The sequence below is a fragment of the Edaphosphingomonas fennica genome (assembly GCF_003034225.1).
Taxonomy (GTDB): domain Bacteria; phylum Pseudomonadota; class Alphaproteobacteria; order Sphingomonadales; family Sphingomonadaceae; genus Sphingomonas_E; species Sphingomonas_E fennica.
Genome location: NZ_PHHF01000026.1, coordinates 92,432 through 115,774, shown reverse-complemented (window position 1 = coordinate 115,774; position 23,343 = coordinate 92,432). Strand labels below are relative to the sequence as shown.

Genomic DNA, 23,343 nt, shown 5'->3' with positions numbered 1-23,343 from the left:
CCTACGATCAGACCAGACAACCGATCCTACCGGCCATCATAGTCGCCGCTCAACCGGCCATCGTAGTTGTCGCCGCGCAGTCGAATCCGCCATCGCGTCGGCGAAGAAGCCTTTCAGCAGACCTCGCATCCGGAAGACGTCGCGTTGGGAGATGGTGGTGTAGACCCGCGCCAGCTCATCGTCATAATCCGGCCCCAGGAAGGCGAAGGGGGCGGAAAGGGCGCCGGTGCTGATGCCCGTCACCACCTTGAATTCCGGGCGGGTGCCCGATGCCGTCCAGCCGTTGAGCAGGCCGGCCCCGAACGCGCCATTGTCGCCGCCGCCGGATATGGCGAGATAGGATGCCGGCGGCAAAGGCTCGGTCTTGCCCTGGGATGCGAGATAGGCCTGCTCCTTCCTTATCGAGGCGATGGCCTCGTCCGCGAAGGGAGCGGGATCGCGCGCGGCCAGGAAGCGGATGGCGCCGATCGCCGGCTGCGCGCGCGCCGTCTGGGCAACCGGCACGGCAGGCAGGCGCTTCGGCGTGGCGCACCCCGCCAGCGTCACGGGCAGCACCATCAATATGGCAAGTCCGTTGCGGAAGCGACGAGGGCCGGATCGATCGTGGTGCATCTTCGCCCCTTTCATGGGCCGCGCGTGCCGGCGGTGTGCGGGCTCGGCATGGTCCGATCCGGCGTCTGTCGCGGCACGCCGGCCGTGTCGGATTGGAATGCGATAGCGTGCCCGGCGCAATCAGGTGAAATACGGACCGGTCGTCGAAATATGGCTGTCATGATCGATGGAATGCGGTCATGCCAAGTGAAGCGCGGAAATGGATGAAATATCCCATGCCGACGCACGGCTTGGCTGGATGGGGTGTAACTTGGCGGCACTGCATGTCGCCGCCGGAGGTCGCGCCCAAAGGACGCACTTCTTTTTTGTCCTAGGGGTTTTCACTGAATGACGGCACACCCCACTCCTAGGTATATTGACGATGCGTTTCGTTCGGGCTGGGGTTTGCCCGATCGGGGCGCGAAACAGGGTAGGCCAAGAGGGAAGGGATAATCGGGGGTTTCTCTGCTTGTGTTCCTGCGTCCGGACCGGACGTGCTTGGGGAGTCGAACACATGCGCGAAGCGATACGAACGCGGACCTGCGCACCGGAGCGGAGCGGCCTCGCCGCCACGTTTCCCAGCCAGCTCGCAGTCCATTCCCCGCCGCCGCTTCCTCGCGGTTTTCTGGCGCTGGTGCGCACGATCATCGATACCTTGCCCGAATATGTCGCCATCCTCGATCCCGGTATGCGGATCGTCGCGGTCAACACGGCATGGCGGAATCTGGCCCGCATGGCCGCTACCGGCTGCGAGGCGGACAATGCCTATATGGGCCGCAGCTATCTGGAGATGTGCCGGGAGGCCGGCTATGCGAACTCTGACGCGCGCGTGATGGGCGATGGCCTCGTCGCGCTCTATGAAGGCCGCATCTCCCGCCTGGAGCATGAATATATGCTCGATGTCGGCGGAGACCTCCGGCATCACCTCATGAATGCGCAACGGCTGGCGATCAGCCCGGAATATTGCGTCGTCAGCCATGCCGATGTCACCGACAGACGGCGCCGGGAAACCGAGCGCGACCGTTTCTGCCAGCTCCTGTTCAAGGCGGAAGGCGACGAGCGCCGGCGGATCGCGCGCGAGCTGCACGACGATACCGCGCAACAGCTTGCAGTGATGCAGCTCAGCCTGCTCACGCTGGAAGGGCCGCGTTCGGTGCGGGCAAGGCGGACCTATTCGGAAATCGAGGCCGGGCTGATCGCGCTTCAGCAGAAGGTGCGGACGCTGAGTTTCGTGCTTCACCCGCCGGAACTGGGCTGCGACGGCATCGCGGCCGCGCTCAAGCTGTTCACCACGGGCTTTGCGCGCCGCACGGGCCTGCGCATCGATTTCACCGCCGATCCGGACTGCCGCACCAATTCCGATGTCATCGACCTTGCTCTGTATCGGATGACGCAGGAGGCGTTGTCCAACGTCGTCCGCCATGCCGGCGCGGCCAGCGCCTCGGTGCATCTCGGCGGGGGCGCTGGCCAGATCGTGCTGGAGGTGCAGGATAACGGCATCGGCATAGACGAGGCGGCATGTGCGCCGCACGCCTGCTGCACGGGCGTGGGCTTGCGCGGCATGCGCGAGCGGATCGAGGCCCTCGCCGGCCGGTTCGAGATCCGCCGCCTCGCCAGGGGCACGCTCGTCCATGCCTCCCTGCCGATCCGCAGGCCGCGCGATGCGGACGGGCCGATCCGGCTTACGCCTGGGTGATGTTATTGCGCACCGCGTAGCGCACCAGCTCCGCCGTCGACCGTATCTTCAGCTTGTGCATGGCAGTGGCACGATGCGTTTCAACCGTCTTGATGCTGATGCCGAGCAGGTGGGCGATCTGCTTGTTGATCTTCCCCTCGGCAATGAGTTGGACGATCTCGCGCTCGCGCGTGGTCAGGCCGTTGAGCGTGTCGGATGCGCCCGGCGGCGTGTCGCGCAGGAAATGCTGCAGCAGCGCCTCGGATGCGATGCCCGAAAAATAGGGCTGCCGGTTCGCCAGCGCTTCCACCGCGGCCACGAGATGCCAGGACGGATCGGATTTCAGCACATAGCCGCGCGCGCCGGAACTCAATATGTCGGCCAGCAGGTCGTCGCGATCCTGCATGGTGTAGATCAGCACCTGGATGTTCGGGATTTCGCGGACCAGCGCCCGTGCCAGATCGCGCCCGTTCAGCAGCGGCAGCAGATAATCGATGATCGCAATGTGCGGCTGCGCCTCCCGCGCCATCTCCAGCGCCTGATGCCCGTCCGCCGCCTCCGCGACGATCTGTCCGTGCGGGCATTCCGCCAGCACGTCGCGGATGCCGCGGCGCATGGCGCCATGATCGTCGGCGATCAATATCCTGCGTGGCGGCATGCATTGGGTCATGATCGGAATAATATTATGAACGATATGTAATATCAACAATATTAAAATTTGTATGAAATTATTGCCAGGAACAAATGTTCTGCGGTGGAGTGTTCATGAAATAAAAAGACGGGTGCAATATGGAGGAAACTCTAAAGTTAGCTGCATCATATTCCGCCCTTCTGCTGGAGATCGTGGTGGTGATCGTGGTCGCCTACGGGGCGTTCGAGGCTGCCGTCCGGGTCGTCACCAACATCGCCACCAAGGCGCCGCAGGATTGGTCCCGCCGGGCGATCTGGCTCAGGTTCGCGACCTGGATACTCCTTGCGCTCGAATTCGCGCTGGGGGCCGATATCATCCGCACCGCCGTCGCCCCTACCTGGGACGATATCGGCAAGCTGGCCGCCATTGCGGCGATCCGGACCGGGCTCAGCTATTTCCTCGAACGCGACATCGAAAGCGTGGGCGAGCCGCCGGCCACGGGCGGCGGGGCGGGCTGAGCGCCGTTAGCCGCGCCTGCCGCCGCATCGGGATAGATGCGCCTCCAGTCCTTCGCCATGTCCACCACGATCCAGCCGCGCCGCGGCGCTTCGTCCAGCGCCTTGTCGAGGCGGCCTACCGCGGACTGGCGATCATAGGCCCATTCCCTCGCCCGGTCGCTATGGTGGACGATGATCGCCATCGACGGGCCGGGCCGCAGCGTCGTCCATTGCAGCATCTGCAGGTCCCCATCGGAATTGCCGGCGGCGAACAGCGGCCGGCGGCCGATGATCGCGCCGATCGCGGCGGGCTTGCCGGGGCCGTCATCCATGAATTCCATCACCGGCTTGCGGTCCAGGGCCGGCGTATCGCCGGTCAGCCGATATTCCAGCTTCATCCGTGATCCGATCACCTGTTCCGGCGGTATGCCGTAAACATGCTCGGCAAAGGCGCGCATGAATTCCGTGTCGCCGCCCGATACGATGAAGGTCTTGAAGTCGTTGGCGCGCAGATAGGTCAGCAGTTCCAGCATCGGCTGATAGACCATCTCGTCATAGCGCCGCCCCGTTGTGGGATGGCGGGCCTGCGCCAGCCACTGCTTCACCGTCGCCCGGAATTCATCGTTGGTCATGCCGGCATGGGTGGCCATCACGATTTCACCCAGCGCCTTTTCGCCGCCCAGCGCGAGCGCCTTCATGTCGCCGGCCAGCGCCGATTTATAGGGTTCCTGATCCTTCCATTCGGGATGCTGGGGGGCCAGTGCGCGGATGCGGTCCAGCGCGAAAAGGAACTGGAAATATAGCGGCTGTTCGGCCCACAACGTGCCGTCATTGTCGAAGGTGGCGATGCGTTCGGCCACCGGCACGAAAGCGTCGCCTTTCACCGTCACCTTCTGCACGAAATCCACGATCGCCGTTCGCGTGGCACCGGCCGTCCAGCTCGGCAGCGGATCGGCGGGCCGGGCCCCGGCGGCCATGGGCACGGCCGCGATGAAGGCCAGCGCGCCCAGCCCGGCAAGAAAGCGGCGGCGTCCCCGATCGGCTGTCGCCCTGGTCATGGCGTGCTTCTCCCGTTGGTCGCCCCAAGGTTGCGGGCGGGGTCCGGGCCTGTAAATCGGTGGAACTACCGATGGCGGCCCGATCGGTAGTTTCCTCCAATCCTCTGCGGGATTTGCCGGATCAACTCGCGCGCGCATCCGGTCCATTGCTGGGAAAACCAGACAGGCGGCCCGATCATGGAACTGCTCAAGCAACTCGTTCCCTTGCTCCTCACCTTCAGCCTCGCCCTGCTGGTGGTGGCGGTTGGGGCTGCATCGACGCGAGGCGACCTGCTTTACGTGTTTCGCCGCCCGGCGCTGCTGGCGAAGGCGCTGCTGGCCGTCAGCGTCATCCCCGTGCTGGTGGCCATCGCGGTGATCGCCGTCTTTCCCGTTTCCCATGCGACGCGCGCGGGCATCATGCTGATGGCGATATCGCCGGTCCCGCCGCTGGTGCCGGGCAAGATGATGAAATTCGGCGGACGCAACGATTATGCCTACGGCCTCTACAATGCGATGGCGGCGCTGTCGGTGATCACCGTGCCGCTATGGGGCATCATCCTGACCCATCTTTATGCGGCCCATGCGATATTCCCGCCGGCGGTCGTCGCCAGCAACGTGTTCATCGGCGTCGTCATCCCTCTGGTGATCGGCCTGCTGTTCGGCCGCTGGCTGGCGCCGGAACGCGCGCGGCGCGCGGCACCGGTGATCGTCAAGATCGCCATGGCGCTGGTGATACTGGCCTTCGTCCCGATCATCCTCGGGGTCTGGCCGGAACTCATCGGGCTGGTGGGCGACGGGACGATCGTCGCCATGGCCCTGATCGCCGTCCTCGCGCTGCTGGGCGGACATTTGCTGGGCGGCCCGCTGCTGGGGGACAGGGCGACGCTCGCCTTCGCGGCGGCCATGCGGCATCCCGGCATCGCCCTGGCCCTTGCAGGCGCCAACCATGGCGACAAGAGCATATCGGCCGCCGTGCTGCTGTTCATCCTCGTCGGCATGATCGTCATGATGCCCTACCAGGCATGGATAAAGCGGCGGCTGGCGGCGGAAGGCCCGGCGCCCTCGGGCGCGTAGCGGGAAGCGGGGAAGGCGGATCGGCCCCGGGAAGCTACTCCGCCGGTGGCGCCGCCGGCATTTCCATGTGCAGCGGCAGGCTCAGCCCCAGCATCACGGAGGTGCCCTCCAGCCGGTTGGTCGCGTCGAATTCGCGCAGCACCCGCAGGCGGACGGTCGCCGGCGACCGGCCCATGACGAGATGGGTGGCCACCGTGCCGCCCACCCCGAAAACCTCGCCCTTGTAGCTGCCCAGCCGCGCGCCTTCGCCGCCGTCGCCCGTCACCTGCTTGAACCAATATCCCTGGATGCCGGCGGAAAATTGGGGGGAGAATGTCTTCTCGGCGGATGCCTCCAGGTGGAATTCCGTGCCGGTCTTGTAATCGGTCACCTTGTTGGTGCCGTTGAAGGTGAAGCCGGCCTTGCCGGAAATGTCCCAGCCCGCCTTGGGATCGTTCCAGCTCGCCGCGAAGGATGCGTCGCCCGCCCAGCGGTGGAAGGCGAGGTTGGCGAGCCGGCCCTCGCGATAATGGCCCACGGGGACGTTCAGCAGCGTGGCGAACTGCAGGTGCAGCTTCCCGGTCGCCCACCCCACCATCGCCGTCGCCACCGGATCGCCCAGCAGCAGGGACGAATCCCGGCGGGATATGTTGAACTGGTTGCCCAGCGGGCCTTCGATCACCGCGTCGACATTCACCATCGGCGCGCCGACGGGCACGATCGCGCCCACGGCCAGCGTGCCGCCCAGGAAATTGGTGGTCGGCACCCAGAGGGTGCTGGCGAAATCTGCCACGATCGTCGCGTCCAGGCCGGCCACGATATTGCCGCCGGTGATGAAGCGGCGGTTGGCGCTGGAGCTGCCGTCGTAAACATAGATCTCATTGTCCAGATACACGCCCTTCAGCGGTGGCAATATCGCCGTCTCCGGTCCGCCCGAACCCAGCAGATAGAGGCTGGCGCCCCCCTCCGAAGCCCGGGCACCATGGGGGCAGGCCGCGATGGCGGCGATCGCCGCGACGCATGGCACGGAAAATCGGGGAATGGAAAATCGGGGCGTGATGCGCGGCATGACGGAACCACCTCCTGCGGGGCAGGGCATGGTCCTATCGGGCGGGGCGCTTGAACATCGGGACAATCCCTTAGCCCGCCTGGGGATATTATGGTCTCGCACCCCGCCCGCGCGCCGGCGGCATGCGAGGCGGGCGGCGGCCGGATCGGATCGCCGCCGGCCGGCCTGCATGGTTTTGCCGTTCGGTATCGGGGTTCTTCCCGATTGTTGGCGACGGGCAGGGGGATAGGTTCGCAGGCATTGGCTGCGGAGATCCCGTCCATGTCGATCACGATCCCCAGAGATGCCTTCGCGGCCGCCTCCCTGGCGGCGCTTCTCGCCCTGGCGGCGCCAGCCTCGCCCGCGGCGATGGCGGCCCCGGCCCCGGCGGCGGCGCGATCGGGCAGCATCGATCCGGTGGCGGTAAAGGCGTTCGAAGCCTTCCGCGCCTATCTGCGCCAGATCAATTCCTTCGAGCTGCGGGCGGAAACCACGATCGACGATGTCGTCGGGGATGATCTGAAGGTCCAGTATTCGGGCCGGGTCCGCTACGAATTCTCCAAGCCGGACAAGCTTTTCGTCGATTGGCGATCGGACAGGATGATCCGGCGGCTTTATTATGACGGCAAGGCGCTGACCATCTATGCGCCGCGCTACGGCTATTTCGCCACCATTTCCCGCACCGGCGCGGTCGGCGATCTGCTGGTCGACGCGGCGGAAAAATACGATCTCATCTTCCCTTTGCCCGATTTCTTCTATTGGGCGGCGGGCCACGATACCGCCGATGATCTGCAGGAAGCGGTCTATGTCGGCTATGCGCGCATAGCGGGCGTCGATACCGACCAGTATCTCTATCGCCAGTCCGATCTCGATTGGCAGATATGGATCCAGCGCGGCAGCCAGCCCCTGCCGCGCAAGATCGTCATCACCTCGCGCAACGATCCCATGAAGCCGGCATTCTCGGCGCTGCTGCAATGGAATCCCGGCGTGGCGCTGCCGGCCGACCATTTCACCTTCAAGCCCACGGCGGCGGTGACGCCGGTCAAGCTGTCCACGGTCGCCGAACAGGGAGACCGGCCATGATCGCGCGCGGGATCGTCCTTGCCGGCGCCGCGCTGGTGGCGGTCGCGGCGTCGATCGCCGGTTCCGCGGCGGAGGCGCGCCTCGCCCGCATGGGGATCGGCCATAATTTCGCCGGCCGGATGGGCGGCGGCGCCATGCATGGCCGGGCCTTGCCGCAGCACGGGCCGGCGGGCGGAATGCGGCCCGGCGGCGATTCCGGCAGCGTCCGCCATTTCGATCACGGCGTCGATCCGGGCTGGAACGGCGGTGGCGTGCCGCCGCCGAAACCCGGCCCCGGCCCGCATCCCGATCCATCGCCAGGCCCCCATCCCGGCCCTGGCCCCGGCCCCCGCCCGCCGGGGCCGCCCCCGCCGCCGCCTCCACCCCCACCGCCGGCATGGGGCTGGGGCCCTTATTGGGACGATTGGGAGGATGACGATTTCGCGGCGGGCATGGCCTTTGGCGCGGTGACGGGGGCCGTGATCGGCTCGGCAGCCGCCTCGTCCGATACCACGGTGGTGGTTCCCGCTGCCGCCACGGGCACCGTGGGCACGGTGGTTACGGTGCTGCCGGCGGGTTGCGTGGCGACGCCGATCGGGGCCGTCACCTACGAACGATGCGGCACCGTCTGGTATCAGCCCCAGTTCGTGGGGACGGCGGTGCAATATCTCGTCGTCGCGCCGCCGCCGGGTGCGCCTTGAAGGCGGCCCGATCCCCGGCCGCGGAAGGCGGTGCATGCCGCCTGCCGGCCTGCGTTCCGGAATGGCGTTACCGGCGGGCCGGCAGCCTGGACATAGGACATAGGAGGACGAAGATGCGTGCTGGTTCAGGCAAGGTTGCCGTCGCCATCTGCATGGCGATGGCCGCGCCGGGGGCCGCGCCGGGCGCGGCGGCCGCGCAAACGGCACCCGCGGCTTCCGCCGCCGCCCCGCAAGCCGCGCAGGCCCAGCCGATCCCGCCGCGCGTGAAGCAGGCGCTGGATCGGATGGGCACGGCGCTGCGAGCCCTCACCGCGTTCGAGCTTCGTGCCGACCTCACCACCGAGGACGTGCTGGAAACCGGGCAGAAGCTGCAGGGATCGTTGCTGCTCACCATGGACGTGCGCCAGCCTGACAGGCTGCTGATCGCCGTGGATTCCGCGCGCAAGCAGCGCAGCATCTATTATGACGGGCGCAAGCTCACCGTCTTCGGCCCCAAGACCGGCTATTATGCCAGCTTCGACGCACCCCCCACGATCCGCGAGATGCTGCGGATCGCGACCGATCGCTACGGTCTCGAAACGCCGCTGGCCGACCTGTTCGAATGGGGCACGCCCGATTTTCCCGTCGATCGGATCGAGGAGGCGCTCTACGCCGGATGGGATCGTATCGGCACCCGCTCCTGCGATCATTATGCCTTCCGGCAGGAAGGCGCCGACTGGCAGCTGTGGATAGACCAGGCGGAGTCCGCGCTGCCGTGCAAGCTCGTCATCGTCAACACCGACGATCCGGCGCAACCGCAGACGACGGTCGTGCTCGACTGGACGACCGGCAAGCGCTTCACCGATGCGCAATTTACCTTCGCGCCGCCTGCGGGCAGCCACCAGATCACGTTCGGGCAGGTCGATCCCGGCGCCGCCAAGGGAGGAAGGCAATGAACGGCACGTTTCGTATCGGCGCGATCGCCGGCCTGCTGCTGGCAGCCACGACGCTGACGCCCGTCGCGCCCGCGCTGGCGACGCCTCCCGGCATGGAACGGCCCACCCAGCTCNGCGCCCGCGCTGGCGACGCCTCCCGGCATGGAACGGCCCACCCAGCTCGCAATGGCGCCGCAGCGCGCAAGGCGCGGCGGGGGCGCGGCGCGGCCGGCGATGGCGCGGCCCGCCGCCCGCCCGGCCGTGGCCCGGCCCGGCGGCGGCAATGCCGGCACGCTGCGCGTGCGCGATTCATCGCGCGTCAGCCTGAACCACAACGTCAATCGGAACGTGAACCGGAACGTCAATCGCAACGTCAATGTCGACGTGCATGGCGGCTATTATGGCGGCGGTTATTATGGTGGCGACTGGGATGACAATGGCAGCTTCGGCGCCGGCCTGGCTGTCGGCGCCGTCACCGGCGCGGTGGTCGGCGCGGCCGCGGCCTCATCGCACTCCACCACCACCGTGGTGACGACGGGATCGGTGGTGACGGCGCTGCCCTCCGGCTGCTCCACCGTGGTCGTCAACAACTTCGCCTATCAGCGTTGCGGCTCGGTCTGGTATCAACCGCAATATTCCGGGACCACGGCGCAATATATCGTGGTCAATCCGCCGCAATGATGCCGAAGAAGGCGGCCCCGGCATTCCCGCACAGGCGGGAGCCGTGGGCGAGCCTGGCTGATCGATGGACGCGGCTCGCTCGACTGAGTCGATGACGCCCGACACGATGGATTCCCGCCTGCGCGGGAATCACGGAGGAGGGGGCTGTTTCCCCGGACATCCAGGCCATCAGGCAGGCGCGCGGGGCGCTTCGTTATCCGGTAGTCGTTCCGGCCGGGGGTTGCCCACCCGGCCTAGCGTTTCTGGAGGCCGTCGGCGTCGATCGGCGATTGCGCCTTCAGTTCGCCCAGCCCGTCGACGCTGATCTTCGCCCAGCGATCGAACACGTCCGAAAAGGCGCCCCGGTTGGTCACGCTGTTGCGGAAATAGGGCATGCTGTCGCCGATATCGCGAGAATCGACCGCGCGGCCCAGCACCGCTCCGCTCAGCGAATCCCGCGCTTCCAGCACCAATGTCGCGCCGCCGGCATCGCGTGAGAAGGTCCGCACCCGGCCCGCCGGCATCGTATCGGGCGCCGTCACCGAAAGGTTGATCACCGCCGTCCGCAGCCGCAGCACATCCGGGCCGGGGGCGTTCACCACCTGGTAGCCGCCCTTGGCATAGGCCTTGCTCAATATGTCGTGAAAGCCCGTCTGGACCTGCGAAAGGATGCGCTGGGCATCGGAATCGCTCAGCCGCATCGTCATGGCGACGGACGAATTATTATAATCGCGCAGCCAGTTCTTTTCGAACGCCACCTCGGTCGGATCCAGCATCACCTTGGTATAGGTGCGAAAATCGGCGCCGGGCAGCAGATAGACATAATCCATCTTCTTCGAATGGATCTTGTGGAGATTATCCCAGGTGTCGGGCGGCTTGGCCGCCGATGAGGGGGTGGCGGGCAGGGCGGCCAGAAGCCACAAGGCGGCCACCCGGACGGCAGTTCCCTTCAACATCGCTTGCGCCTTTCGATCAGCTTGTCCTGTCGGCGATCGACGCCATGAAGCGTCCTTCGATCATGATGCCGGGTGCTGCGCCTTGTCCAGCCGGTCGGCTATGTCCCGTCCCAGATCCTTGGCCACTTCCTTCACGGTATCGCCGGTCGATACGGTGGCCGGTATGTCCATCGCGCCGGGGGATTTGCGCCGGACGGCGGCATAGAGCAGCTCGTTGGTCTGGGAATCCCATACCTCCACGGCGAACAGCAGCGATCCGGTCATCGTGCCCGATTTGCCGGCCACGCTCTTCAGCGCGTTGAGGGCGAGCCCCATCGGCAGCACATGGGTGACGGTGGCGACGCCGCCGGCGGTGGCCTCGACGCCGAGCAGCGTCACCCTGAGGCGCAGCGTGCCCGGTCCGGCGGTCTGCACCACGGGGAATTTCTTCTGGACTTCTATCTCGATCTCGGCGGTGATATATTCGCCGAACTGCGCCTGATCCGCGGCGCTGATCTTGCCGAACTGGGCGTCCGGCCCGTTGTAGATCACCGTCTTGTCGATGATGATCTTGCTGTAGGGGGCGAGGCTCAGGCCCTGCTTCTTATATGTCCAGGATTCGCTCTTGGGCTTGTCGTGGGCCATCATGGCCGCTTCGGCCATGCCTGCGGGGGGGCGCTGCTTCGTGGGCGTGTCCTTGGCCGCCGCCACGGCGGGAAGGGCGAGCAGCAGAGCGATCAGGGGCAAGGATTTCATACGACCTCCCATCGGCCACATCTTCGCCGGCCGGGCGAATATCGGCCGCATGATCGAATGCGCGGCCGCCCGTTGCCATCGGGGATAACCCTGGTTCGCGGGCATAAAGTCTCTTGGATCGGCAAGTCTCTTGGATCGGCGGATGGAACGCCGGGATCGGCCCTTTCTAGGGGTAAGCCCCGCGCCCAACTCCCGAGTAAGCCGGATATGGGGCGCCGGTGCCCGGCCTTATGATCCCGACATGCCAGGCATCCGGCCGGAGGTGACGATGGGAACCCGCTGCACTATATGTTCGCGGCTGGTCGCCATCGCCGGCCTCGCCCTCCTCTGGGCCGCTCCCGCCCGCGCCTATCCCCCGGATGAGCCGGTGAAGGAGATGAGCGAGAACGCCAAGGCCGCGGGTGCGATGGCGGGAGGGCATGATCTGCTGGTAGTGCCGATCCCGCTTTCGAACCCCACGCTGGGCAGCGGGCTGACGCTGGCGGGCGTGATGTTCTATAACCCCAACCAGTCGCCCGAACCGTGGATAACCGGCGTCGGCGTGATGAAGACGAGCAACGGCAGCTGGGGAGCCGGCGCCTTCCACAGCATGTCGCTCGACCATGATCGGTTCCGGATCACCGGCTTTGCAGGCTATGGCAATGCCAATATCAAATTCTACGGCATCGGGCCCCATGCCGGCGATCGCGGCGTCTCCGTGAAGCTGGACGAGAAGGGCGCGGGCGCGATGCTCCAGGCGCAGATGCGGATCGTGAAGAACGTCTATATCGGGCCGCGCTATCAGTTCCTCGATCTCAAGACGACGATCAAGAATCCCAACCCGATCTTCCCCGATCTCAACATTCCGCCGTTCGAGGCGGACAGCAAGCTGTCGCAGATCGGCCCCGTCCTCACCTATGACCGCCGCGACAACAGCCTGAACCCCCGCAATGGCGAGCTGTTCAACATCCAGTGGATGTTCAACGTGAAGGCGCTGGGCAGCGATTTTTCCAGCGACAAGATAACCATTGCCGGCAACGTCTATCGGCCGCTGTCGAAAACCACCGTGCTCGCGCTCCACGCCTCGGTGTGCGGAGCGTCCAAGGGGACGCCCTTCTACGATCTGTGCCTCTACGGCATGAACAACGATCTGCGCGGCTACGAGGCGGGGCGCTATCGCGACGGCGCCACCTGGGCGGCGCAGGCCGAGATCCGCCAGCACCTGTTCTGGCGGATCGGCGCGGTCGTCTTCGGCGGCGTCGGCGGCGTCTCCCCCAGCCTCGGCCATCTTACGGACACCAAGTTCCTGCCCGCCGGGGGAGGCGGCCTGCGGTTCCAGCCATCGCGGAAGACCAACGTGAACCTCCGGCTGGATTTCGCCGTGGGCAAGCATTCCAACGCGCTCTATTTCAGCATTGCGGAGGCGTTCTAAGGGCGATCGACCGATCCTAAGTTGGCGCGGACGGTCAGACCGAAAGGGGCATCCCGGCGATCAGCTTGTCGAGCGTGACGGGATAATCGCGCACGCGCACGCCGGTGGCGTTGTAGATCGCGTTGGCGATGGCCGCGCCCACGCCGCACAGGCCCAGCTCGCCCACGCCCTTGGCCTTCATCGGCGAGGATATGGGATCGACCTCGTCGAGGAAGATCACTTCCTGGTGCGGGATATCGGCATGGACGGGCACCTCATAGCCGGCAAGGTCGTGGTTGACGAAGAAGCCGAAGCGTTTGTCGACCGCCAGTTCCTCCATCAGCGCCGCGCCCACCCCCATCGTCATCGCGCCGATCACCTGGCTGCGCGCGGACTTGGGGTTGAGGATGCGGCCGGCGGCGCAGACCGCCAGCATCCGGCGCACCCGCGTCTCGCCGGTGAAGCGGTCGACCCCCACCTCGACGAAGTGGCTGGCGAAGGTCGACTGCTGATATTTGCGGTGGAGATCGCCATATTCGATCAGGTCTTCCGCCGCGATCGGCCCGTCGCGGGCGGCATCCGCCAGCGGCACCGATCGATTGCCGCTGGTGACGCGCCCGTCCGCGAAATCCGCGTCGGCGTTGAAGCCCAGCTTCTGGGCCACTGCCTCGCGCAGCTTCACGCAGGCGGCATAGACGCCCGCCGTCGCGTTGTTGGCGCCCCATTGCCCGCCCGATCCGGCCGAAACGGGGAAGTCGGAATCGCCGAGCTTCACCACCACCCTGCCGATATCCACGCCCATCATCTCCGCCGCTGTCTGGGCGATGATGGTATAGGTGCCGGTGCCGATATCGGTCATGTCGGTTTCCACCGTGACGCGGCCGTCGTTTTCCAGTCGCACCCGCGCGGCGGATTTCTGCAGCAGGTTGTTGCGGAAGCCCGCCGCCACCCCCATGCCCACCAGCCAGCGCCCGTCCCGAACCGCGCCCGGCGTGGCGTTGCGCCTGCCCCAGCCGAAGCGCTCCGCCCCCTGGCGCAGGCAGGCGACGAGCTGGCGCTGGGAAAAGGGGCGTTCCGGCTTTTCGGGATCGACCTGGGTATCGTTGAGGATGCGGAATTCGATCGGGTCCATGCCCAGTTTTTCCGCCATCTCGTCGATGGCGACTTCAAGCGCCATCAGCCCCGGCGCCTCGCCGGGCGCGCGCATGGCATTCGCCTCGGGCAGGTCCAGCACCGCAAGGCGCAGCCGGGTCATCCGGTTGGCGCCGGCATAAAGCAGCCGCGTCTGCTGCACCGCCGTTTCCGGCCCGCCACCGGGTAGATCGCCGGACCAGCTTTCATGGCCGATCGCCGTGATCCTGCCGTCCTTCGTCGCGCCGATGCGGATGCGCTGGATGGTTGCCGGGCGATGGGTGGTGTTGTTCGCCATCATCGGCCGGGCGAGTGCCACCTTCACCGGCCGTCCCGCCGCCTTGGCGCCGAGCGCGGCTAGCACGGCATCGGCGCGGACGAACAGCTTCCCGCCGAAGCCGCCGCCGATATAGGGCGAATCCAGCCGCACATTTTCCGGCGCGATGCCCAGGTTCCGCGCGACATCGCCCTTGCCCCAGTTGATCATCTGGTTCGAGGTCCAGAGCGTCAGCCTGTCGCCCTCCCAGGCGGCGATGGAGGCGTGCGGCTCCATCATCGCATGGCTTTCGTCAGGCGTCCGATATTCGGCGTCGAACTGGACGGGCGCCGCGGCAAAGGCACCGGCGAAATCGCCCACCAGCGAATCCTCGTCGCCCTTCGGCATGGTGGCGGCACCCTTCGCGGCCGCAAGGTCGAACGCGCCCTTGGTCCGGGCATAATCCACCCGCACCAGATGCGCGGCGGCGCGCGCCTGCTCGAACGTCTCCGCGACGACCAGCGCCACCGCCTGATGATAATGCTCCACCTCCGGCCCGGCGATCAGCCGGGCGGTGTTCATCTGGCCCTTGCCGAGCTTGCCGGCATTGCCGGCGGTGACGATCGCGAGCACGCCCGGCGCGGCCTTCGCCTCGGCCAGGTCGATCGCCACGATCCGCCCCTTGGCGATTGCCGCGCCCACCACATGGCCATAGGCCTGGTTGGGGATCACGTCGTGTCGCTCATAGGCATAAGGGGCCGTGCCGGTGGTCTTCAGCTTGCCGTCGATGCGGTCCAGCGGGCGGCCCACCACCTTGCCGCGATCGATCGGGTTGGCGCCTGCCGGGGTCTCGAACTTCATGGCTCAGGCCCTCGCTTCGTCGATCGCCGCGGCGATGGTGCGTTCGGCCAGCGGCAGCTTGAAGGCATTGTCGCGGGTGGGCCGGGCGCCGGCGAGCAGCCCGGCGGCGACCGCCTTCGCCCCGCGCGGCAGTTCTGCCTCGGCCGCTTCCACCCGCCACGGCTTGTGCGCCACGCCGCCCAGCGCGACGCGGCCGCTGCCGTCGCGCTGGATCACGGCGGCAACCGATACCAAGGCGAAGGCGTAGGAGGCGCGGTCGCGGACCTTCCGGTAGATATGCCGTCCGCCCGGCGGCTTCGGCAAGGTCACGGCGGTTATCAGCTCGCCGGCTTCCAGCGCGGTCTCGATATGCGGCGTATTGCCGGGCAGGCGATGGAAGTCCGCGATCGGGATGGCGCGGGTCGTGCCGTCCGGCTTCACGGTCTCCACCGTCGCATCCAGCAGCCGCATCGCCACGGCCATGTCGCTGGGGTGCGTCGCGATACAGGCCTCGCTCACCCCGATCACGCCAAGCTGGCGGCTGAACCCGCCGATCGCCGCGCAGCCGCTGCCCGGCCGGCGCTTGTTGCAGGGCTGGTTGGTGTCGTAGAAATAGGGGCAACGCGTCCGCTGCAGCAGGTTGCCGGCCGTCGTCGCCTTGTTGCGCAGCTGGCCCGATGCCCCGGCCAGCAGCGCCCGGCTCAGCACCGCATAATCGCGGCGCACCCTCTTGTCGGCGGCGAGATCGGTATTGCGCACCAGCGCACCGATGCGCAGCCCGCCGTCTCCGGCCGGCTCGATCCGGTCGAGCCCGACACCGTTGACGTCGATCAGGTGGGCCGGCGCCTCGATCTGCAGCTTCATCAGGTCCAGCAGGTTGGTGCCGCCGGCGATGAAGCTCGCGCCCGGCGTGCGCGCGGCCGCCCCGGCGGCTTCGACGGGGGTGGCGGTGCGTTCGTAGGTGAAGGGTTTCATGCCTTCACCCCCGCGACTTCGGCCATCGCCTCGGCGATGTTGGAATAGGCGCCGCAGCGGCAGATATTGCCGCTCATCCGTTCGCGCAGCTCCATGTTGGTCGCCTTGGGGCGGGCAGTGAGGTCGGCCGAGACATGGCTGGGAATGCCGGCCTTGATCTCGTCGAGCACCGCGACGGCGGAGCAGATCTGCCCCGGCGTGCAATAGCCGCACTGATAGCCGTCATGCTTGATGAAGGCCGCCTGCATGGGGTGCAGGGCCTCCGGCGTGCCGAGGCCCTCGATCGTCGTGATCCGGTCGCCCTCGTGCATCACGGCCAGCGTCAGGCAGGAATTGATCCGCCGCCCGTCGACGATCACCGTGCAGGCGCCGCACTGGCCGTGATCGCAACCCTTCTTGGTGCCGGTGAGGCGGAGCTGCTCGCGCAGCGCATCGAGCAGCGTCGTGCGCGTGTCGAGCTCCAGCGCATGCTCGCGCCCGTTCACCGTAAAGGCCACCCTGGCCATTGCCGGCGAAGGCGGTGCGGGCGGCTGCGCCTCCGCCGTCACGGGCACGGCCGTCGCCGCCACGGATGCGGCGCTACCCACCAGCACGGTCCTGCGCGTGAGCTCCAGATCGTCCGCTTCCAGCATGATCCGCCCTCATCTTCATCGCCAATTCCGGGGATCCGACCTGTTCCAAACGCGGCCGGACGCGGATTGTGCCCGCCCGCCGACATCTGCGACGTGCGATACGGGCGCGCGACCGAATCCACCGGATACGCGATCTTGGCCCATCCGCACGCGCGAAGCATGTATCAAATATCAAAATGTCGATCGGGAAGAGGGCGCGTGCACGCGCCGAGAGGGTTGCCCCAGGACAGCTCTTAGACGTTTCCAGCGTTATCTGGAAAATGGTGCCAGGAAAACACTCCCATTTGGCACCCAAGCGGCTGATTTCCCCCGTAAATCGTCAGCAGGAAATCGCCGGAACCATCATTAACACCATCGGATCGTCTGGAAAAGTTCGGATGTTAGCGGACGGAAAAAATACCTTAAAGTCTATTCTAAGGTCGGCGCGGCGAAGAATATCGCCAAAAGGAGGGACTGGCGCGCAGGTGATGGAGGGCCGCCAGAGCGAAAAGGGCCATCTGCGACGCGGAGAGGCGGGGAGGCGCTTCCCGTGCCAACATAACGACGGCGAGCGCCCACTTTCCCAGCACTTCGATGTCCGCTTGCGACGTGATGTTCAAGGATGAGCGCCCTACTGTGTAACTCACCGGAATCATGGCTAAAAAAGCGTGCCACGTCACGACTGGCACGCCGAAATTTAAGGTCGCTAGATCAGTGGCTTATTTGCCGTGAGATGGTCGAATCTGCGCCATTAGATGCGAGCGGGTCTGCCGGCCGCGCCCGGTGCGCTCGACCATGGACAGCTCCTTCGCCATGTCGACGGTGATGGTGTAGTCCTGTCGGGGGCGGCCGCGAGTTTTGGTCAAATTTGACCAGAAGTCGGTGCCCTCCTCGAACCCATAGTCGCCGATGCGATCCTGCAACCAATGCGCGAAACCTCTCCTGACCTTCAGCCACCCATGCAAGGCGCGAGCGTCGACCATGGTGACCCCGTCGCGATCCTGCGGGATGATGGCGGTGGCGAAGTCGGATGCAGGAAATACGATCATCCCCCGCGACTACAGCTCGCGGCCCGGCTGCCCGTCCCTCTGACACCCTGAGCGGCCCTATCGGTGTTATGGCGCATGGAGTGCGCGGATTATCTGCGGCGGGCTATGTCTCGCTCTGCTCCGCAGCGATGACGTATAGGTGCGACATATCCAGTTCGGGGTATCGAATCTTCTCCACCGCTTCAGCCAGTGTCGCCGTAGCGAAGCCCGATCCGTAGTTGCTCGACACGTCGCCGCCCTTGGATCGTCCCGCCAGTTCCTGCCCGATTGCGGTCCCGTGAAGCCCCGCCTCTCGGAGCCGGTCCTGCCAGTTGTGACGGAGGCTGTGCATCCCCAGCTTCACGCCCGTAAGGCCAAGCGCCTTCACCCTGCGCTGGAACCAATCGGACAGGCCGTCGCCCCACTGGCCGCGCTCGTTGGCCGCCTCGCCGGGGAAAAGCTGCGTCTTACCTGTCTTCCTCTGGCGCTGGACGAACGCGAGGAAACCCATGCGGACAAGCTCAGGATGGACCGGCAGCATCCGGCGGGCGTTGACGGTCTTCAGGCGCTTGGTGTCGCCACCTCGGACTAGGATCACATCGTAGCCGTCGATCTTCGTCACGTCGGCAACATCAAGCTGCGCGATCTCGCCGCGCCGCATCCCATGGAACAATCCCAGCAACGGACCCCAGAAATGCAGCGGCTTGCCCCTCGGGGTCTCGTCGCGTGGACTCCAAGGTGTATCGGCAAATAGCGAGACAAGCTGTGCCACGGTGAACGGGTCTCGCTTCTCTGCGTCCGCCACGTCGTCCTTTACCCGCAGCCCCTCGACGGGATTGGTCGACAGCCATTGCTCCGCGACGGCCCAGCCGAAGATGGACTTCAGGAAGCCCATATAGATGTCGTTGATGCTCTTAGGGGCCAGCGTGGGCAACCCAAGTTCACGCCCCTTCTCGACGGCCTGCGGCACGGTGAGGCCGCGCAAGGCAACGATCTTGCCGAGACCGCGCGGCAACCCTTTCACGGTTTCGAACAGCGTGCGGCCATCATCACGGGTGAGGCTCGGGACCGGGCGGGTTTCCCCGAGGGTTTCCTTCAGTAGCCGCCAGATGGGCTCGTAAGAGGTCCGTGTCGATGGCGACCAGCCGGCTTCTTTATCGGCCCGGTAGGTGGTGATTAGGTCGGCGATGGTGCGCCTCGGGGCGGGCTTCGCCTCCAACGCCGCGAGCATGACCGGATCGGCTGGGCGGTAACCGAAATCGCCCCGGAGCCGCGCAAGATCGAGGAGGGATAGTTCCTTGTTGGCGCGGGCCAAGAGTTGCAGCAGTGCTGTATAACCTCGGCTGGACGGATCGGCCTTGATGCCCTCGGCCTCTAGCACTCGCTCCGCCAGCGGTGCGAATGCCTGAATATCGCTCGCGCCCAGCCGGCGAGTAGCTTCGGCGATCCCGAACTCGCTGCCCTGCACGGCCGCGTCCCAGCCCTCGGCCGGCGTAGGTTCATGCAGGTGTCCTTCGTCCAACTCGCGGTTCCGCTCAGCGAACCAGCGCGACACGATGCCGACAGCCTCAATGTCCGTCAGCGGGCGCGGATGCGCCTCGCCCAACTTTTTGCGCCCCGCGTCCACCGCAGCCCAATATTGCTGATCGGCTTCCGAGCGGCGACGCTGGGCAAGCTCTAGCGAGTCGGTCTGTAGGGACAACCGGAAGGGAGCCTTTCCGAGAACCGGCCAGAGGTCTTTTGGATACGCTCGGTTGAAATACCAGCGTCCACTGCGCTTGATGAGGTTTGCGGTTCTCGCCATCGGTTCAGCAGCCCCGTATGTGACAGGTTTATGTGCCACCGGCTGCTGTAACTCTCAGAAATCCGCCATTTCTGCGGCCCCGAAGAGTGATGGTGCCCAGAAGAGGACTCGAACCTCCACGACCTTGCGATCGCCAGCACCTGAAGCTGGTGCGTCTACCAATTCCGCCATCTGGGCACGGGGTAGGCGGCGGCCTTTAGGGGAGGCTGTCGGTGCTTGTCAACAGCCGCCATGGGCGGCATTGCGGTTGCGAACGAAATTTTTTCCAAAACTCGGGAATCGGGACATGACTGCACTTGTTACCCTGTTCGGCGGCGCCGGCTTTCTCGGCCGTTATGTCGCGCAGGAATTGCTGAAGGCCGGCGCCCGCGTGCGCCTGGCGGAGCGTGATCCCAAGCGGGCTTTCTTCATCAAGCCGCTGGGCGGGTTGGGGCAGACGCAGTTCGCCGCCGCCGATATCACCCGCGCCGAGAGCGTCGCGCGCGTGGTCCAGGGATCGGATGCGGTGATCAATCTCGTCGGCATCCTGAAGGGCGATTTCGAGGCCGTGCACATCGGCGGTGCGCGCAACGTGGCGGAAGCCGCGCGCGATGCGGGCGTGGACGCGCTGGTGCATGTCTCCGCGATCGGCGCCGACGCGGATGCCGAATCCCGTTACGCGCGGAGCAAGGGCCAGGGCGAGGCGGCGGTGCGCGCCGTTTTCCCGCAGGCGACTGTCCTGCGCCCGTCGATCATCTTCGGGCCGGACGATCATTTCGTGAACCGATTCGCCCAGATGGCGCGCATGCCGGTGCTGCCGGTGATTCGCGGCGGCGTGAAGCTGCAGCCGGTGTTCGTCGCCGATGTCGCCCGCGCGGTCGCGGCGGCCGCGCTCCATCCCGCGCGCTTCGCCGGCCGGACCTTCGAGCTGGGCGGCCCGGAAACGCTCTCCATGGCCGATCTCAACGCCTGGATCGCCAAGGCGGCGGGCCGCGATCCCGCGATCCTGTCGATCCCCGATGGGGCGGCCCGGCTGATGGCGCGGCTTGGCGGCTGGGCGCCCGGCGCGCCGATCACCTGGGACCAGTGGCTGATGCTGCAGAAGGACAATGTCGCCGCCGGCGGCGCGGAGGGCTTCGAGGCGTTCGGCATCAAGCCGGCCCCGCTGGAAGCCGTCGCCCCCGGCTGGCTGGTCCAGTATCGTCGCCACGGCCGCTTCGCCAAGCAGCCGGCCTGATCGGGCAGGGGCGGGGCTTCGGCCGCGCCCCGCCCTGCTTCACCCGCATTCCCCCATCGCGGCTGTCGCCACGGCGGCCCGCCCGGCCGAAAGACGCCCCCGCTGATGCTTCCCGCGCTGATCGTCGTCATCCTCCTCGGCATCGTCGAGGGGGTCACGGAATTCCTCCCGGTCTCCTCCACCGGCCACCTCATCCTTGCCGGCGAGCTGCTGGGCTTCAATTCGGCCGCCGCCGGCACGTTCGAGATCGTCATCCAGCTCGGCGCGATCCTGGCGGTGATCGTGCTCTACTGGCGGCGCTTCTGGGATGTGCTGGCGGGCCTCGTCCGCGGCGACGCGCGCGCCATCGCCTTCGCCCGCAACATCGCGCTCGGCTTCCTGCCGTCCGCCGTGATCGGGCTGATGGTCTACAAGGTGGTGAAGGCGATGCTGGAGACGCCGGTGATCGTGGCGGTCGCGCTGATCGTCGGCGGTATCGCCATCCTCGTCATCGAGCGGCTGGTGCGCGCGCCTTCCACCCACAGCGTGGAGGAAATGGGGTGGAAGACGGCACTGGGCATCGGCTTCGTCCAGTGCCTGTCGATGATCCCCGGCGTCAGCCGCTCGGGCGCCACGATCATGGGCGCGCTGGGCCTGGGCGTGGAGCGCCGGACGGCCGCCGAGTTCAGCTTCTTCCTCGCCGTGCCCACCATGCTCGCCGCCTCGGGCTACGATCTCTACAAGAGCGGCGGCGCGCTCGGCAGCGATGACTGGCTGGCCATCGCGGTGGGCTTCGTCGTCTCCTTCATCGTCGCGCTCGTGGTGATCCGCTGGTTCATCGGCATCGTCAGCAAATATGGTTTCGCGCCCTTCGCCTGGTACCGGATCGTCGCCGGCGGCATCGCCCTGGTCTGGCTGCTAGCGAGATAAGGCCGATACGGACCTTGTTTCAAGGCTTTCTTGACGTGATGCCGCCCAGGATGAACGGAATGTCGAAATAATAGGTCATTAATACTAACCTATATCGCAAATTCGACGTGACTCCGCCCTTTCGATGAGTCATGGGCCGTTCGAGGAGACGGTTCATGGCGGATAACCCCATGCTCAAGTTCGTCCGGGTGGGGCAGGATTATCCGGCCAAGCGCCCGGCGGGAGAGCGCAGCGCGGATTTCGGCGAGATCGCGCGCAAATATGAGATGGTGAAGGCGGAGGAGCAGGCGTCGCGCTGCTCGCAATGCGGCGTGCCTTATTGCTCCACGCATTGCCCGCTCCACAATCACATCCCCGATTGGCTGCGGCTGACGGCGGAAGGCCGGCTGCGCGAAGCCTATGAGCTGTCGAACGCCACCTCCACCATGCCGGAGATTTGCGGCCGCATCTGCCCGCAGGATCGGCTGTGCGAGGGCAATTGCGTCATCGAATTTTCGGGCCATGGCGCCGTCACCATCGGATCGGTGGAAAAATTCATCACCGACACCGCCTGGGCGGAAGGCTGGGTGGAGCCGATCCGGCCGCTTCCCGATCGCGGCCAGTCGGTCGGCATCATCGGTGCCGGCCCGGCGGGCCTTACGGCGGCGGAACTGCTGCGCGCGCGCGGTTATGAGGTCCACGTCTACGATCGGCACGATCGCGCCGGCGGCCTGCTTACCTACGGCATCCCCGGCTTCAAGCTGGAAAAGCCGGTGGTGATGCGCCGCGTCGCCCGGCTGGTCGAAGCCGGCATCCGTTTCCACCTGGGGTTCGAGGTCGGCCGCGATGCGGGCATGGCCGAGCTGCGCGAGCGCCACGATGCCCTGCTGATCGCCACCGGCGTCTACAAGCCGCGCGCCATCAAGGCGCCGGGTGTGGGATCGGACGGCGTGGTCGACGCGCTCGATTATCTCATCGCCTCCAATCGCAAGAGCTTCGGCGATGAAGTCCCGGCGTTCGAGGATGGCAGCCTGAACGCCGCCGGCCGCAATGTCGTCGTCATCGGCGGCGGCGATACGGCGATGGATTGCGTGCGCACGGCGATCCGCCAGGGCGCGAAGTCGGTGAAGTGCCTCTACCGCCGCGACCGGGCGAACATGCCCGGTTCGCAGCGCGAAGTCGCCAATGCCGAGGAGGAAGGCGTCGAGTTCGTCTGGCTCTCCGCGCCCGAAGCGTTCGAGGCGGACGGGGAGGGCGACCGCGTCTCGGCCGTCCGCGCGACGAAGATGCGCCTCGGCCAGCCGGACGCCTCGGGCCGCCGCGCGCCGGAGCCGGACCCCGGCAGCGAATTCCGGCTGGAGGCGGACCTCGTCGTCAAGGCGCTGGGCTTCGATCCGGAGGATCTGCCCCGGGCGTTCGGCGTGGACGAGCTTTCCGTCACCCGCTGGGGCACGCTGCGCCTCGATCACAAGACGATGCAGACCAGCCTGGAAGGCGTGTTCGCCGCCGGCGATATCGTTCGCGGTGCCAGCCTCGTGGTCTGGGCGATCCGCGACGGCCGCGACGTGGCCGACCGGATGCACGCTTTCCTGAAGGCGAAGGCCGGCGCGGCGCGCGAGAAGGTGGCCGCCTGAACCGGCG

22 protein-coding genes and 1 tRNA gene are annotated in these 23,343 nt (G+C 66.5%); 11 read left to right on the top strand and 12 right to left on the bottom strand.

Annotated elements, in window-relative coordinates; translation table 11 throughout:
- Positions 1-36: 36 nt before the first annotated feature.
- Positions 37-612: a patatin-like phospholipase family protein gene (locus CV103_RS06470; RefSeq protein WP_211314358.1), complete on the bottom strand. Its 576-nt coding sequence runs from the start codon at positions 610-612 to the stop codon at positions 37-39.
- Positions 613-1,105: 493 nt separating this feature from the next.
- On the opposite strand from CV103_RS06470, the gene CV103_RS06465 reads away from it, so the two are divergent.
- Complete coding sequence (locus tag CV103_RS06465) at positions 1,106-2,287, top strand: sensor histidine kinase (protein WP_170112574.1); 1,182 nt, start codon at positions 1,106-1,108, stop codon at positions 2,285-2,287.
- Here the strand turns inward: CV103_RS06465 and CV103_RS06460 are convergent.
- Complete coding sequence (locus CV103_RS06460) at positions 2,274-2,924, bottom strand: response regulator (RefSeq protein ID WP_070932322.1); 651 nt, start codon at positions 2,922-2,924, stop codon at positions 2,274-2,276. The genes CV103_RS06465 and CV103_RS06460 overlap by 14 nt on opposite strands.
- A gap of 131 nt (positions 2,925-3,055) precedes the next feature.
- On the opposite strand from CV103_RS06460, the gene CV103_RS06455 reads away from it, so the two are divergent.
- On the top strand, positions 3,056-3,415 hold the full coding sequence (locus CV103_RS06455; RefSeq protein WP_070932324.1) for a DUF1622 domain-containing protein: 360 nt from the start codon (positions 3,056-3,058) through the stop codon (positions 3,413-3,415).
- On the opposite strand, the gene CV103_RS06450 is transcribed toward CV103_RS06455, so the two are convergent.
- On the bottom strand, positions 3,349-4,452 hold the full coding sequence (locus CV103_RS06450; RefSeq protein ID WP_107394365.1) for an HAD family hydrolase: 1,104 nt from the start codon (positions 4,450-4,452) through the stop codon (positions 3,349-3,351). The two genes, CV103_RS06455 and CV103_RS06450, sit on opposite strands and share 67 nt — an antisense overlap.
- Before the next feature lie 177 nt (positions 4,453-4,629).
- Here CV103_RS06450 and CV103_RS06445 point away from each other — a divergent pair, with 177 nt between their 5' ends.
- The gene (locus tag CV103_RS06445; RefSeq protein ID WP_107394364.1) at positions 4,630-5,508 is read left to right on the top strand and encodes a bile acid:sodium symporter family protein; all 879 of its coding nucleotides are present in this window, start codon (positions 4,630-4,632) and stop codon (positions 5,506-5,508) included.
- Positions 5,509-5,542: 34 nt separating this feature from the next.
- Here the strand turns inward: CV103_RS06445 and CV103_RS06440 are convergent, their stop codons facing one another.
- Positions 5,543-6,556 carry a SphA family protein gene (locus tag CV103_RS06440; RefSeq protein WP_107394363.1) on the bottom strand — a complete coding sequence of 338 codons (1,014 nt, stop codon included), beginning with the start codon at positions 6,554-6,556 and terminating at the stop codon, positions 5,543-5,545.
- A 261-nt stretch (positions 6,557-6,817) separates the two neighbouring features.
- On the opposite strand from CV103_RS06440, the gene CV103_RS06435 reads away from it, so the two are divergent.
- The 4 genes from CV103_RS06435 to CV103_RS06420 all read left to right on the top strand — a co-directional run bounded on the left by CV103_RS06435 (position 6,818) and on the right by CV103_RS06420 (position 9,893).
- Positions 6,818-7,618, top strand: a complete 801-nt coding sequence (locus tag CV103_RS06435; protein ID WP_170112573.1) for a DUF2092 domain-containing protein — start codon at positions 6,818-6,820, stop codon at positions 7,616-7,618.
- Positions 7,615-8,298: a hypothetical protein gene (locus CV103_RS22355; protein WP_107394361.1), complete on the top strand. Its 684-nt coding sequence runs from the start codon at positions 7,615-7,617 to the stop codon at positions 8,296-8,298. The genes CV103_RS06435 and CV103_RS22355 overlap by 4 nt, the downstream gene beginning before the upstream one ends.
- A 113-nt stretch (positions 8,299-8,411) precedes the next feature.
- A complete protein-coding gene (locus CV103_RS06425; protein WP_170112572.1) occupies positions 8,412-9,233 on the top strand; it encodes a DUF2092 domain-containing protein in 822 nt (273 codons plus the stop codon).
- Positions 9,234-9,374: 141 nt separating this feature from the next.
- Positions 9,375-9,893 (top strand): hypothetical protein, encoded by a 519-nt coding sequence (locus CV103_RS06420; RefSeq protein WP_146163390.1) that lies wholly within the window; start codon positions 9,375-9,377, stop codon positions 9,891-9,893.
- Between the two features lie 233 nt (positions 9,894-10,126).
- On the opposite strand, the gene CV103_RS06415 is transcribed toward CV103_RS06420, so the two are convergent.
- Positions 10,127-10,828, bottom strand: coding sequence for a DUF3313 family protein (locus CV103_RS06415; protein WP_107394358.1), 702 nt, complete (start codon positions 10,826-10,828; stop codon positions 10,127-10,129).
- A gap of 60 nt (positions 10,829-10,888) precedes the next feature.
- Positions 10,889-11,563, bottom strand: coding sequence for a DUF3313 domain-containing protein (locus CV103_RS06410; RefSeq protein ID WP_170112571.1), 675 nt, complete (start codon positions 11,561-11,563; stop codon positions 10,889-10,891).
- 241 nt (positions 11,564-11,804) lie between these two features.
- Here CV103_RS06410 and CV103_RS06405 point away from each other — a divergent pair, with 241 nt between their 5' ends.
- Positions 11,805-12,974 carry a BamA/TamA family outer membrane protein gene (locus CV103_RS06405; RefSeq protein WP_170112570.1) on the top strand — a complete coding sequence of 390 codons (1,170 nt, stop codon included), beginning with the start codon at positions 11,805-11,807 and terminating at the stop codon, positions 12,972-12,974.
- A 34-nt stretch (positions 12,975-13,008) separates the two neighbouring features.
- On the opposite strand, the gene paoC is transcribed toward CV103_RS06405, so the two are convergent.
- The 6 genes from paoC to CV103_RS06375 form a co-directional block, all read right to left on the bottom strand.
- Complete coding sequence (gene paoC / locus CV103_RS06400) at positions 13,009-15,201, bottom strand: aldehyde oxidoreductase molybdenum-binding subunit PaoC (protein WP_107394355.1); 2,193 nt, start codon at positions 15,199-15,201, stop codon at positions 13,009-13,011.
- Between the two features lie 3 nt (positions 15,202-15,204).
- Positions 15,205-16,155, bottom strand: a complete 951-nt coding sequence (locus CV103_RS06395; protein WP_107394354.1) for an FAD binding domain-containing protein — start codon at positions 16,153-16,155, stop codon at positions 15,205-15,207.
- Positions 16,152-16,787: an aldehyde dehydrogenase iron-sulfur subunit PaoA gene (gene paoA, locus CV103_RS06390; protein ID WP_107394353.1), complete on the bottom strand. Its 636-nt coding sequence runs from the start codon at positions 16,785-16,787 to the stop codon at positions 16,152-16,154. The genes CV103_RS06395 and paoA overlap by 4 nt, the downstream gene beginning before the upstream one ends.
- A gap of 698 nt (positions 16,788-17,485) precedes the next feature.
- Positions 17,486-17,815, bottom strand: coding sequence for an antA/AntB antirepressor family protein (locus CV103_RS06385; protein WP_107394352.1), 330 nt, complete (start codon positions 17,813-17,815; stop codon positions 17,486-17,488).
- 103 nt (positions 17,816-17,918) lie between these two features.
- Complete coding sequence (locus CV103_RS06380; RefSeq protein WP_107394351.1) at positions 17,919-19,598, bottom strand: site-specific integrase; 1,680 nt, start codon at positions 19,596-19,598, stop codon at positions 17,919-17,921.
- 90 nt (positions 19,599-19,688) lie between these two features.
- Positions 19,689-19,775, bottom strand: a tRNA-Leu gene (locus CV103_RS06375).
- Between the two features lie 109 nt (positions 19,776-19,884).
- Here CV103_RS06375 and CV103_RS06370 point away from each other — a divergent pair.
- From CV103_RS06370 to CV103_RS06360, 3 genes are all read left to right on the top strand, one after another.
- The gene (locus CV103_RS06370) at positions 19,885-20,814 is read left to right on the top strand and encodes a complex I NDUFA9 subunit family protein (protein WP_107394350.1); all 930 of its coding nucleotides are present in this window, start codon (positions 19,885-19,887) and stop codon (positions 20,812-20,814) included.
- Between the two features lie 105 nt (positions 20,815-20,919).
- The gene (locus CV103_RS06365) at positions 20,920-21,723 is read left to right on the top strand and encodes an undecaprenyl-diphosphate phosphatase (RefSeq protein ID WP_107394349.1); all 804 of its coding nucleotides are present in this window, start codon (positions 20,920-20,922) and stop codon (positions 21,721-21,723) included.
- 155 nt (positions 21,724-21,878) lie between these two features.
- Positions 21,879-23,336 carry an NAD(P)-dependent oxidoreductase gene (locus CV103_RS06360; RefSeq protein ID WP_107394348.1) on the top strand — a complete coding sequence of 486 codons (1,458 nt, stop codon included), beginning with the start codon at positions 21,879-21,881 and terminating at the stop codon, positions 23,334-23,336.
- Positions 23,337-23,343 lie beyond the last annotated feature (7 nt).

Coding starts and splice junctions, on each gene's coding strand:
- paoC (WP_107394355.1), bottom strand. CDS start 15,201: ATGAAGTTCGAGACCCCGGCAGGCGCCAACCCGATCGATCGCGGCAAG.
- CV103_RS06425 (WP_170112572.1), top strand. CDS start 8,412: ATGCGTGCTGGTTCAGGCAAGGTTGCCGTCGCCATCTGCATGGCGATG.
- CV103_RS22355 (WP_107394361.1), top strand. CDS start 7,615: ATGATCGCGCGCGGGATCGTCCTTGCCGGCGCCGCGCTGGTGGCGGTC.
- CV103_RS06435 (WP_170112573.1), top strand. CDS start 6,818: ATGTCGATCACGATCCCCAGAGATGCCTTCGCGGCCGCCTCCCTGGCG.
- CV103_RS06450 (WP_107394365.1), bottom strand. CDS start 4,452: ATGACCAGGGCGACAGCCGATCGGGGACGCCGCCGCTTTCTTGCCGGG.
- CV103_RS06455 (WP_070932324.1), top strand. CDS start 3,056: ATGGAGGAAACTCTAAAGTTAGCTGCATCATATTCCGCCCTTCTGCTG.
- CV103_RS06385 (WP_107394352.1), bottom strand. CDS start 17,815: ATGATCGTATTTCCTGCATCCGACTTCGCCACCGCCATCATCCCGCAG.
- CV103_RS06470 (WP_211314358.1), bottom strand. CDS start 612: ATGCACCACGATCGATCCGGCCCTCGTCGCTTCCGCAACGGACTTGCC.
- CV103_RS06465 (WP_170112574.1), top strand. CDS start 1,106: ATGCGCGAAGCGATACGAACGCGGACCTGCGCACCGGAGCGGAGCGGC.
- CV103_RS06405 (WP_170112570.1), top strand. CDS start 11,805: ATGCCAGGCATCCGGCCGGAGGTGACGATGGGAACCCGCTGCACTATA.
- paoA (WP_107394353.1), bottom strand. CDS start 16,787: ATGCTGGAAGCGGACGATCTGGAGCTCACGCGCAGGACCGTGCTGGTG.
- CV103_RS06410 (WP_170112571.1), bottom strand. CDS start 11,563: ATGAAATCCTTGCCCCTGATCGCTCTGCTGCTCGCCCTTCCCGCCGTG.
- CV103_RS06380 (WP_107394351.1), bottom strand. CDS start 19,598: ATGGCGAGAACCGCAAACCTCATCAAGCGCAGTGGACGCTGGTATTTC.
- CV103_RS06395 (WP_107394354.1), bottom strand. CDS start 16,155: ATGAAACCCTTCACCTACGAACGCACCGCCACCCCCGTCGAAGCCGCC.
- CV103_RS06445 (WP_107394364.1), top strand. CDS start 4,630: ATGGAACTGCTCAAGCAACTCGTTCCCTTGCTCCTCACCTTCAGCCTC.
- CV103_RS06365 (WP_107394349.1), top strand. CDS start 20,920: ATGCTTCCCGCGCTGATCGTCGTCATCCTCCTCGGCATCGTCGAGGGG.
- CV103_RS06360 (WP_107394348.1), top strand. CDS start 21,879: ATGGCGGATAACCCCATGCTCAAGTTCGTCCGGGTGGGGCAGGATTAT.
- CV103_RS06440 (WP_107394363.1), bottom strand. CDS start 6,556: ATGCCGCGCATCACGCCCCGATTTTCCATTCCCCGATTTTCCGTGCCA.
- CV103_RS06460 (WP_070932322.1), bottom strand. CDS start 2,924: ATGCCGCCACGCAGGATATTGATCGCCGACGATCATGGCGCCATGCGC.
- CV103_RS06370 (WP_107394350.1), top strand. CDS start 19,885: ATGACTGCACTTGTTACCCTGTTCGGCGGCGCCGGCTTTCTCGGCCGT.
- CV103_RS06420 (WP_146163390.1), top strand. CDS start 9,375: ATGGAACGGCCCACCCAGCTCGCAATGGCGCCGCAGCGCGCAAGGCGC.
- CV103_RS06415 (WP_107394358.1), bottom strand. CDS start 10,828: ATGTTGAAGGGAACTGCCGTCCGGGTGGCCGCCTTGTGGCTTCTGGCC.